The 11,023-nt window shown below is 66.0% G+C and carries 12 protein-coding genes; 7 read left to right on the plus strand and 5 right to left on the minus strand.

From position 1 onward, the window contains the following. The 7 genes from P1X14_RS20490 to P1X14_RS20520 form a co-directional block, all read left to right on the plus strand. On the plus strand, positions 1 to 696 hold a 696-nt coding region (locus tag P1X14_RS20490; protein ID WP_277317277.1), incomplete at its 5' end, for a LysR substrate-binding domain-containing protein. A 54-nt stretch (positions 697 to 750) separates the two neighbouring features. Next, entirely contained in the window at positions 751 to 1,668 is a 918-nt protein-coding gene (locus tag P1X14_RS20495; protein ID WP_277317278.1) for an NAD(P)-dependent oxidoreductase, read from the plus strand. Continuing rightward, complete coding sequence (locus tag P1X14_RS20500) at positions 1,665 to 2,690, plus strand: amidohydrolase family protein (protein WP_277317279.1); 1,026 nt, start codon at positions 1,665 to 1,667, stop codon at positions 2,688 to 2,690. The genes P1X14_RS20495 and P1X14_RS20500 overlap by 4 nt, the downstream gene beginning before the upstream one ends. After that, positions 2,687 to 3,097 carry a protocatechuate 4,5-dioxygenase subunit alpha gene (gene ligA / locus P1X14_RS20505; RefSeq protein ID WP_277317280.1) on the plus strand — a complete coding sequence of 137 codons (411 nt, stop codon included), beginning with the start codon at positions 2,687 to 2,689 and terminating at the stop codon, positions 3,095 to 3,097. Before P1X14_RS20500 ends, ligA begins: the two co-directional genes overlap by 4 nt. After that, entirely contained in the window at positions 3,097 to 3,939 is an 843-nt protein-coding gene (locus P1X14_RS20510) for a class III extradiol dioxygenase subunit beta (RefSeq protein ID WP_277317281.1), read from the plus strand. Before ligA ends, P1X14_RS20510 begins: the two co-directional genes overlap by 1 nt. Positions 3,940 to 4,065: 126 nt before the next feature. Next, on the plus strand, positions 4,066 to 5,007 hold the full coding sequence (locus P1X14_RS20515) for a Gfo/Idh/MocA family oxidoreductase (RefSeq protein ID WP_277317282.1): 942 nt from the start codon (positions 4,066 to 4,068) through the stop codon (positions 5,005 to 5,007). Positions 5,008 to 5,057: 50 nt separating this feature from the next. After that, the gene (locus P1X14_RS20520) at positions 5,058 to 6,068 is read left to right on the plus strand and encodes an aldo/keto reductase (protein ID WP_277317283.1); all 1,011 of its coding nucleotides are present in this window, start codon (positions 5,058 to 5,060) and stop codon (positions 6,066 to 6,068) included. A 1-nt stretch (position 6,069) separates the two neighbouring features. On the opposite strand, the gene P1X14_RS20525 is transcribed toward P1X14_RS20520, so the two are convergent. The 5 genes from P1X14_RS20525 to P1X14_RS20545 all read right to left on the minus strand — a co-directional run. Then, positions 6,070 to 7,410: an NCS2 family permease gene (locus P1X14_RS20525; RefSeq protein ID WP_277317284.1), complete on the minus strand. Its 1,341-nt coding sequence runs from the start codon at positions 7,408 to 7,410 to the stop codon at positions 6,070 to 6,072. A 4-nt stretch (positions 7,411 to 7,414) separates the two neighbouring features. Continuing rightward, positions 7,415 to 7,729: a hypothetical protein gene (locus P1X14_RS20530; RefSeq protein ID WP_277317285.1), complete on the minus strand. Its 315-nt coding sequence runs from the start codon at positions 7,727 to 7,729 to the stop codon at positions 7,415 to 7,417. Between the two features lie 20 nt (positions 7,730 to 7,749). Next, positions 7,750 to 9,246: a L,D-transpeptidase family protein gene (locus P1X14_RS20535; RefSeq protein ID WP_277317286.1), complete on the minus strand. Its 1,497-nt coding sequence runs from the start codon at positions 9,244 to 9,246 to the stop codon at positions 7,750 to 7,752. Positions 9,247 to 9,333: 87 nt separating this feature from the next. Beyond that, positions 9,334 to 10,326 (minus strand): P-type DNA transfer ATPase VirB11, encoded by a 993-nt coding sequence (gene virB11 / locus P1X14_RS20540; RefSeq protein ID WP_277317287.1) that lies wholly within the window; start codon positions 10,324 to 10,326, stop codon positions 9,334 to 9,336. Next, positions 10,323 to 11,023, minus strand: a 701-nt coding sequence (locus P1X14_RS20545; protein WP_346770466.1) for a TrbI/VirB10 family protein, incomplete at its 5' end; no start/stop codon positions are given. The genes P1X14_RS20545 and virB11, both read right to left, overlap by 4 nt.

Here is an 11,023-nt window from a genome sequence, read left to right on the forward strand (position 1 = left end):
GGCGTCCGGCTCGCGGCAAGCGAGATCAGCGCGGCCATCGTCGAGACGCGGCCGGATTCGGGCATGACCGGGCGGATCACCGTGGGTGCGATGCCGCTCTCCCGCGCACACCTGCTGCCGGTCGCCATCGCCCGGCTCGCCAAGCTGGCGCCGCGGGCGACCATCGATGTGGTCGAGGGATCGTGGCGAGAGCTGGTCGAGCCGCTACGCGATGGCGTGCTCGATCTGATGGTCGGCGCGCTGCGCGACGAGCCCCCACCCGATCTGGCGCAGGTGCCGCTGATGGACGATCCGCTGGTCGTCGTCGGGCGCAGCGGCCACCCGCTGGCGGGCCGCGAGCCAAGTGGCGAGGAACTCGCCCGCTACCCCTGGATCGTCGGACGGATGGGCACGCCGCTGCGCGCGCATTGGGAGCAATTGTTCGATGGCGGCGCGCTGCCCGATGCACCCATCGAATGCGGTTCGGTGATGGTGATCCGCGGCATATTGCAGGAAAGCGATTTCCTGACCCTGCTTTCGCCCGATCAGATCGCGCTGGAGGTCGGCACCGATATCCTGTGCCAGATCGGCGGACCGCGTGAGGGCACCACGCGCACCATCGGCATCACCACCCGCGCCAGCTGGCGGCCGACCGAGATGCAGGCCCGCTTCGTCGCACTGGTGCAGGAAGCGGCCATAGTTCCGGAAAACCAATAAGCGGGCGACCGAACCGATTGGATCGCGCGCGCTGCGGGGAGCTAGTTCGGGCATATGAACGGGATCGCCTTTATCGGCTTCGGCGAAGCGGCGCAGGCCTTTGCGGGACATGTGCCCGCGCGTGCCTGGGACGTGAAGGCCGAGCGCCGGGCCGAAGCCGCGGGTCGCGGTGTCGAGAGCCGAAACAGCGCAGCGGAGGCGCTGACGGGTGCCCGCGCGGTCCTGTCGCTGGTGACCGCGGATCAGGCACTGGCGGTTGCACGCGATTACGCAGTATCGCTCGAACCCGGCGCCCTGTGGTTCGATATGAACAGCGTCGCCCCGGACACCAAGCGCGAGGCTGCTACTCTGATCGAAGCCGCGGGTGGTCACTATGTCGATGTCGCGGTGATGTCGCCGGTCTATCCCGCGCAACTCGGCGTTCCGCTCCTGGTCAGCGGTTCCCATGCCGAGGCGGGCGCCGAGACGCTGCGCGCTATCGGTTTCACCAGGGTTCGCGTGGTCCCCGGCGATGTCGGTCGCGCCTCGTCGATCAAGATGATCCGTTCGGTGATGGTGAAGGGCCTCGAGGCGCTGACCACCGAATGCGTGCTGGCGGCGGATGCGGCGGGCGTGCTGGACGAAGTGATCGCCTCGCTCAACGCCAGTTGGCCGGGCACCGACTGGGCCGAAAAGGCCGACTATAATCTCGACCGGATGATGATCCATGGCCTGCGCCGCTCGGCCGAGATGGAAGAGGTGGTGAAGACCCTCGACGGTCTCGGCACCGGCTCCGCGATGACGCGCGGCACGGTTATGCGCCAGCGTGCGGTTGGGGAACTCGGGGTTGGAGTTCCGGAGGGACTCGAGGCGAAACTCGCAATCCTTTCCCCGTTCGTTTCGAGCGAAGTCGAGAAACTTGTACCCGGTACTGGTTTCTCGACTTCGCTCGAAACGAACGGGAAGGGTTTGAACAAGGAAGAAACTGCGTGACCCTCATCATCGATTGCCACGGCCACTACACCGTCCTGCCCAAGGCGCATGACGCCTGGCGCGAGGAGCAGAAGGCGGCGTTCAAGGCGGGCGTTCCCGCGCCGCCCTATCCCGAGATCGGCGACGACGAGATCCGCGAGACCATCGAGGCGAACCAGCTCCGCCTGATCAAGGAGCGCGGCGCGGACCTGACCATCTTCTCGCCCCGCGCATCGGCGATGGCGCCGCATGTCGGCGACGAAGCGGTTGCGAAGGAATGGGCGACCCGCTGCAACGACCTGATCGCGCGCGTTGTGGGCCTGTTCCCCGATGTCTTCGCCGGCGTCTGCATGCTGCCGCAGTCGCCCAAGGCAGACATGACCACCTCCATCGCCGAACTGGAGCGCTGCGTCACCGAACTCGGGTTCATCGGCTGCAACCTGAACCCCGATCCCGGTGGCGGCCATTTCACCCATCCGCCGCTGACCGACCGCTACTGGTATCCCTTCTACGAGAAGATGGTCGAGCTCGACGTTCCCGCGATGATCCACGTCTCGGGCAGCTGCAATCCGGCGATGCACGCGACCGGCGGCTATTACATCGCGGCGGACACCATCGCCTTCATGCAGCTGCTGGAAGGCGATCTGTTCGCCGATTTTCCGACGCTCAAGTTCATCATCCCGCATGGCGGCGGCGCGGTGCCCTATCATTGGGGTCGCTATCGCGGGCTGGCAGATATGCTCAAGAAGCCGTCGGTGGACGAATATCTGATGAACAATGTGTTCTTCGATACCTGCGTCTACCACCAGCCTGGCATCAACCTGCTGGCCGAGGTGATCGAGAACAAGAACATCCTGTTCGGCAGCGAGATGGTCGGCGCGGTGCGCGGGATCGATCCGCAGACCGGCTTCTATTTCGACGACACCAAGCGTTATGTCGACGCGCTGGAGATCAGCGATGCCGAGCGTCATGCGATCTTCGAAGGCAATGCCCGCCGCGTCTTCCCGCGCCTCGACGCGAAGCTGAAGGCACGCGGACTATGACCGTCCCCACCGACATCCACGAATATCTCGCCGAGTTCGACGATATCCCCGGAACGCGCGTGTTCACCGCGAAGCGCGCGCGGCAGGGCTATCATCTCAACCAGTTCGCGATGAGCCTGATGAAGGCCGAGAATCGCGAGCGCTGGAAGGCCGACGAAGCCGCCTATCTGGCCGACTGGCCGATGAGCGACGATCAGAAACAGGCCGTGCTGGATCGCGATTACAACCGCCTGCTCGATCTGGGCGGGAACATCTATTTCCTGTCCAAGGTCTTCTCCACCGACGGGCTCAGCTTCGTCCAGGCGGTCAGCACCATGACCGGCGCAACGGTCGAGGATTATCAGGCGATGATGAACGCCGGCGGCCGCTCGCCAGAGGGCGTTCGCTCAATCAAGGATGCCAAATAATGGCCCGCATCACTGCAGGCGTCGCTTCCAGCCACGTGCCGCTGCTCGGCGTCGCGCACGATCAGGGCAAGGATCGCGATGCCTATTTCGGCCCGATCTTCGCCGGTTACGACTGGACCCGCGAGTGGGAAAAGGCCGAGAAGCCCGATGTCGTGCTGCTGGTCTATAACGACCATGCTTCGGCGTTCGACATGAAGATCATCCCGACCTTCGCGATCGGGTGCGGCGAGCATTACAAGCCGGCCGACGAGGGCTGGGGCCCGCGCAAGGTGCCCGATGTCCATGGCCATCCCGACCTCGCCTGGCACATCGCGCAGAGCCTGATCCTCGACGAGTTCGACATGACCATCATCAACGAGATGGACGTCGATCACGGCCTCACCGTGCCGCTGTCGATGATGTTCGGCCATGTCGACGAATGGCCGTGCAAGGTAATCCCGCTGGCGGTGAACGTCGTTACGTATCCGCCGCCCTCGGGAAATCGCTGCTGGGCGCTGGGCGAGGCGATCGCCCGCGCCGTGGCCAGCTTCCCCGAGGATCTGAACGTCCAGGTCTGGGGGACCGGCGGCATGAGCCACCAGCTTCAGGGTCCGCGCGCGGGGCTGATCAATGCCGAATGGGACAATGACTTTCTCGACGGGATGATCGGCGACAGCGACCGGCTCCGCCACATCCCGCACATCGAATATCTGCGCGAGACCGGCTCGGAAGGCATCGAGATGGTGATGTGGCTGATCATGCGCGGCGCGTTGGGCAAGGCCACGCGTGCGCTGCACCGGCATTATCATGTGCCGTGCAGCAACACCGCCATCGGGCATCTGGTGCTGGAGCCTGTTGAATGAACAAAGCCCTCTCCCCTCTGGGGAGAGGGTTGGGAGAGGGGCAGTCCTCTAACCTTAGCTTTGGGCCGGATTGAGGGACTGCCCCTCTCCCCGGCCCTCTCCCCGAGGGGGAGAGGGAGAATAGTTATGAAAATCGCACTCGCCGGCGCCGGCGCCTTTGGTGAAAAGCATCTCGACGCGCTGAAGCTGATCGACGGGGTCGAGGTGATCTCGGTCGTCGGCCGCAGGCTAGAACCGACCCAGGCGGTCGCCGACAAATATGGCATTCCCCATGCCTGCACCCAACTCAGCGAGGCGCTCGAACAGCCCGGTCTCGACGCGGTGATCCTCGCCACACCGACCCAGATGCATGCCGCCCAGACGATTCAGTGCCTCGAAGCCGGCAAGCATGTGCAGGTCGAGATCCCGCTGGCCGATAGCCTGGCCGATGCCGAAGCGGTGCTGAAGAAACAGCAGGAAACCGGCCTCGTCGCGATGGTCGGCCACACCCGCCGCTTCAATCCGAGCCACCAGTTCCTGCACAACAAGATCGCCGCGGGCGAACTGAACGTGCAGCAGATGGACGTGCAGACCTATTTCTTCCGCCGCAAGAACATGAACGCCAAGGGCGAGGCGCGGAGCTGGACCGATCACCTGCTGTGGCATCACGCTGCGCACACCGTCGATCTGTTCGCCTATCAGGCCGGTCCCATCGTCCAGGCCAACGCCATCGAAGGTCCGATTCACCCGGAACTGGGCATCGCGATGGACATGTCGATCCAGCTGAAGGCCGAGAGCGGTGCGATTTGCACCCTGTCGCTCAGCTTCAACAATGACGGCCCGCTCGGCACCTTCTTCCGCTATATCTGCGACAACGGCACCTATATCGCGCGCTACGACGATCTGGTGACCGGCAAGGAAGAGCCGATCGACCTGACCGGCGTCACCGTGTCGAATAACGGCATCGAGCTGCAGGACCGCGAGTTCGTCGCCGCGATCCGCGAGGGCCGCGAGCCGAACTCCAGCGTGGCGCAGGTCCTGCCTTGCTACCGCGTGCTGGACGCGCTGGAGAAGCAGCTTCAGGGCTGAGACAAATATAGCGCCTCCCCTGAAGGGGAGGGGCTTGCTAGAGGCCCCCCATGACCAAGCTCCCCACCCGCACCATCGGCTCGCTCACCGTCTCGGCGATCGGGCTGGGCTGCATGAACCTCAGCCACGCCTATGGCGCGCCGCCATCGGCGGAGGAGGGCGGGCGGCTGCTCAACCGGGCGCTCGATCTGGGCGTGACCTTCCTCGACACCGCCGCCCTCTATGGCGGCGGCAATAACGAGCGGCTGCTGGCCGCATCGGTAATGCACCGCCGCAGCGAGTTCACGCTGGCCAGCAAGTGCGTGCTCGATCTGATCGACGGCCAGCGCGTGCTGGATGGCTCGCCCGCGACCATCGCCCGGTCGCTCGACGCGTCGCTCCAGAAGCTCGGGACCGACCATATCGATCTCTATTACATGCACCGGCTCGACCGGAAGGTGCCGGTCGAGGACTCCATTGGTGCGCTTTCCCGCGCGATCGAGGCGGGCAAGATCGGCGCCATCGGCCTGTCCGAAATGTCCGCCGACACGATCCGCCGCGCGCATGCGGTGCATCCCATCGCCGCGGTCCAGTCCGAATATTCGCCCGTCTCGCGCAATGTCGAGATCGGCGTGCTGGATGCCTGCCGCGAACTGGGGATCGGCTTCGTCGCCTTCTCGCCGGTCGCGCGCGGATTGCTCGCGGACGGCGTGCATGACGGCAATTATGCCGAAGGCGATATCCGCATCCCGATGCCGCGCTTCACCGGCGACAACCTCGCCCATAATCTGAAGGCCGTGGCGCAGTTCAATGCGCTGGCCGCCGAACTCGGCATCGCCCCGGCACAGCTTTCGCTCGGCTGGGTGCTGGCGCAGGGCGACGATATCGTCCCGATCCCCGGCACCACCAGCATCGCGCACCTCGAGGAGAATGTCGGCGCTGCGAACGTGACGCTCGATGCTGCCACGGTCGCAAAGGTCGATGCGATCTTCGCCGAAGGCGCGATCCGCGGGGCGCGCTATTCCACGGCGATGCAGGCGCAGATCGATACCGAGATGTTCCCCGGCGAAACAGCCGCCTGAGCTATTCCGCCGCCAGCCAGACGAAGCGCGCGACGAACAGCAAAGCGAGCACCAGCAGCAGCCAGTCGGTCTTGGTGATCCGCCCGCGCACCAGCTTGAGCAGCGCGTAGGCGGTGATCCCGAACGCCAGCCCATTGGCGATCGAATAGGTCAGCGGGATCATCGCCACCGTCAGGAAGGCCGGCACCGCCACTTCGGGATCGTGCCAGTCCACGTCGAGCAGCGGCGCCATCATCAGCGCGCCGACCAGGATCAGCGCGGGTGCCGTGGCCGATACGGGCACCAGCTGCGCGTAAGGCGCCAGGAACATCGCGACGAGGAACAGCAGTCCGGTCACGACCGCAGTCAGCCCGGTCCGCCCGCCTTCCTGCACCCCCGACGCGCTCTCGACATAGGAAACCACCGTGCTGGTCCCGGCCAGCGCGCCGAACATCGTCGCGATCGAATCGGTGAACAGGATGCGGTTCAGCCGCGGAATGCTGCCATCCGGCCGGATCAGCCCGGCGCGGCGGCTGACACCCATCAGCGTCCCGATATTGTCGAACAGATCGACGAACAGGAACACGAACAAGATCTCTAACAACCCGATCCCGTATTTGCCCGAGAACACGCCCGCGAAATCGAGCTGGAAGGCCACGTCCCCGATCGCAGTCAGGTCATAGGGCTGGGGCGTGAAGGCGACATGGCCGGTCGCCCATCCGACCAACGTGGTCACCGCGATGCCGATCAATATGCCGCCGCGCACCTTCCACGATGTCAGTGCCGCGATGATCGCAAGCCCCAGCAGCGCGAGCCAGGCGTTCGCCGCATGCAGATCGCCCAGCGCCACCGAAGTCGCCGGATTGCTGACGACGATCCCGGCATTCTTCAGCCCGATAAAGCCGATGAACAGCCCGATCCCGCCCGCCACCGCTGCGAACAGATGCGGCGGGATCGCTGCGATGATCAACTGCCGGATGCCCGCAAAGGTCAGCAACAGGAACGCTACGCCCGACAGGAAGACGCATGCCAGAGCCACCTGCCACGGCACGCCCATCGCGCCGACCACCGTAAAGGCGAAATAGGCGTTCAGCCCCATGCCCGGGGCCAGCGCCAGCGGCACGTTCGCCGTCATCCCCATCAGGATGCTGGCGAACGCCGCAGCGAGGCAGGTTGCGGCGGCCACCGCGGCGACGGGCATGCCCGTGGCGCTCAGGATCGCCGGGTTCACGACGATGATATAGGCCATCGTCAGGAAGGTCGTGGCGCCGGCCAGCACTTCCGTGCGCGGCGTGGTGCCGCGCGCGGTCAGCTCGAACCGGCGCTCGAGAAAGCCTGCCTGTTCGGGCGCGGCTTCGCTCACGCGGTTACTTGGCGGGTTCGGTCGGCGCTTCGTCCGCGCTGCGATCAACGCGCGAGGTCATGCCGGTAGCGTCGGCGTCGTCCTTGGTCTGCTCGGTGTCGGTGAAATCCTCGCCGCGTGCAGCCGGAACCGGTGCGGCGTTGGTCACAACCGGCGTCTCGATCACGACATTCTCGACGACGGTGTTCACCGGCTCGGCGACGTTGGTGACGTTGGTCTCGATCGTGCCCTCGTTGGTCTCACCACCGCCCGAGCAGGCGGTCAGCGCGAGCACGGCCGAAGCGGCGGCGAGGGTGGCGATGCGGCGAAGCGTGATCATTTGAGTTCCCCTGTTATGCGTCACGAAGCGCTGTTCGCCTTGATGGCGGAACGGCGTTCGATGCGAGTCGCGAGTATCTTGTCCCAGCTATAGGGATCGTTGCGGAAATTCATGCCGTTCGAGCCCATATAGGCCGACCAGTAGAGCAGATAGACCTGCACCTGATCCTCGGCGCGCAGCGGCACGCGCACGGTCTTGCCGCCGTCCACGGTCGCCTGGATCTGATCGGCCTGCCAGTTGGGATCGTTGCGCAGCAGCAGCCGCGCCAGCGCCGCCGGCTTTTCGAGCCGGACACAGCCATGGCTGGCCAGCCGGTCATAGCTGGCGAACTTCGCCTGGGCCGGCGTGTCGTGGAGATACACGGCGTAAGGATTGTCGAAATCGAACTTGTAGCGGCCCAGCGCGCTCTGCGGTCCGGCCTGCTGCTGCAGGCGGCGGTTCGCGCCGGTGCCGATCACCTTGTAGCCGTTACGCGCCAGATAGTCCGCGCCCTTGGGGAACAGCTCCTTCGCGGCGATGCCGGCGGGCACGTTCCACGGCGGATTGAGCACGATCGAATGGATGCGCGACTGGAGCATCGGCGTCTCGCGGCCGCCCGGCGCTCCGGTGACGACGCGCATCGATGCGACGGGCGAATCGCCTTCGAACACGGTCAGCACCGCCGCCGCGATGTTCACCTGGATGCGGTTGCGCGGCAATTCCTGCGGCAGCCAGCGCCAGCGCTCCATGTTCGCCATGATCTGGCGCACGCGGTCGCCTGCGGGCACGTTCAGCGCGGCACGGGTCTGCGCGGCAAAGGTGCCGGTGGGGTTCAGGCCATAGCGGCGCTGGGCGCGCTTCACGCCCTCTACCAGTTCCGCGTCGAACTTGTCGCCTTTGTCGATCACCTGATTGTCTTCGACCGCAAGCCGCTGGCGCAGCGCCAGCACGCGCGGACCGCTGGCACCCAGCGTCAGGTCCGGACCGGCAGCCAGCGCCTTCCAGCCGCCCGCAGCTTCGATCCGGCGATAGGTGTCGAGGCCCGACTTCAGCCCGTCATAGCCCGAATAGGGCGGCGGCAGTGAACGGATCCACTGCTGCAGCCGGTCGCGCTTCACCGCGTCGGCAAAGGCGGGAAGGGGATCATAGTCCGCGGGACGCAGGCCCCAGTCGGACTGGAAATCCTCGGTATCCAGACGACCGGCATGCACCGCATGGGCATAATCCAGCGCCGCGCGCACCAGCGCATCGTTGCTCGAAGGATCGGTCGCGGTCGATGCGTTGTGCACCAGCCCATGGGCGTAGCGTGCCTCGCTCAGCAGCGTGACCAGCGATGCGGCCTGTGCCGGGTTGAGCTGGGGCAGCGGGATCGCCTGCGGCACGGCCTGGACCATACCGGCAGTACCGGTCGGCGATGGCGTGGGGGAGGGTGCGTTCTGCGCGATCAGCGGTCCGGCGATCAGGCCGGCACCGATCAGGAGTGCGATACGCTTGCCCAGGCCGCTTTTCAGCAGGCCGCTCTCGATGCGATTGCCCATTTCCACTCTCTACCCTGAAACGCGTTTCGTTTCGTCGCTCATATTACACGGTTCATCGCTGCGCTGCTATCCCCAATATGAGGGGGTTCAACGCGGCAGAATGACTTCCGCAACATGCCGTTTGCCGCCCGTACGCGCCAGCTGGACGAAAACATCGACCGTACTGCGGACATAATGGCGCACATCGTCGCGGCCCAGCTGGGTTCCGGCCTGCAGCACCAGCAGTACGATCTGCTCGATCGCCCGTTCGGCCGAGTCGGCATGGACCGATGTCATCGATCCCGGATGGCCGGTATTGATCGCGCGCAGGAACGCATAGGCCTCGGGCCCGCGCAGCTCGCCCAGGATGATCCGGTCGGGCCGCATGCGCAGCGACGCGGCGAGCAGGTCGATCATGTCCACCCGCGCCTCGCCCAGCGCACTGCGCGCCGCCAGCAGGCCCAGCGCATTGGCGTGGTGCAGGTGGATCTCCGGCGTGTCCTCGATGAAGATCAGCCGCTCGGTCGCCGGGATCTCGCGGATCAGGGCGTTGAGGAAGGTGGTCTTGCCGGTCGAGGTACCGCCCGAGACCAGGATGTTCTTCCGCGCGCGCACTGCGGCCGAAAGCATGCCCGCAATATCGCCATCCTCGAGCAGCGCGGCCAGCGCGTCGTTGGTGTCCGATCCCTCGGCCGCGGTCCGCCGCTTCGTGGTATCGAACGCGCCCGCCGCGACATAATCGTCAAGCGTCAGGTCGGACGAGACATGCTTGCGGATCGCCAGCGCCATCGGTCCGCGCGTGGCGGGCGGGGCGATCATCTGGACGCGGGCGCCATCGGGCAGGGTGGCCGAAAGCAACGGGTGCTCGCGGCTGATGCCCTGATGCGAGAGTGCTGCGATCTGGCGGGCAAGGCGGCCGAGCGTGGCTTCGTCCAGCCCCGGCGCCTCGTGCCGCTCGGTCGCGCCGCCGATCGTCTCGACCCACACTTCGCCGGGCTTGTTGACATAGATGTCGGTCACGTCGTCGCGCGCCAGCACGTCGTTCAGCGGCGCGAGATAGCTGCGCAGATAGACGCGGCCATCCTCGGTCTGTGGCGTCACCGCGATGCCCCGGCGCCGGTAAAGTCGAGGTCGCGCGCGACGAAGATGGTGATGCTGGTGCCGGGCCTTACGGTCAGCGTCGGCGTGATCTGCTGGTTCTGGTTCAGCGGCTGGGCCGTGCTCTGCACCGCGCCGGGCAGGGCGACGATCACCGGCGATCCGGTCTGCCGCGACGCCACGTTCACGCCGATATCCAGCACCGACTGGAGGATCGCACCGGTGAAGCGCGCGAAGAAGTGATTGTTCACCCGCGCGTTCACCCCGCCGCGGCCTACGGGATCGCTCACCGGCGATCCGATCGCGATCGTCACGCCATCCGGACGGATCAGGCGGATCCAGTTGACCAGCGCACGTTTCTGTCCCGGCTGTGCGTCCGAACGATATTCGCCGATCAGCCGGCTGCCGCGCGGGATCAGGATACGGCTGCCGTCGAAGCCGCGAACGTCGCGGGTCACCATCGCGCGAGCCAGACCCGGCCGGGTCGAATCGAGGCCCGTCTCCAGCACTGCCGGGATTAGCGTGCCCTGCGGCACGGTGCTGCCACGATTGGCGAGCACGCCTGCGCGCGCACGGCTGCCCGCGACCGAAGTCGAAGCTGCGCTCGTGGTCGGCGCCGCGCCATCGGGATCGGCCTTGTCCGGCGTGACTCCCGCCTGACCACCCGCCGCCATGTCGCTGCCGTCATAGACCAGCGCCG

It is taken from the genome of Sphingomonas sp. AOB5 (assembly GCF_029433115.1).
Lineage (GTDB): Bacteria > Pseudomonadota > Alphaproteobacteria > Sphingomonadales > Sphingomonadaceae > Sphingomonas.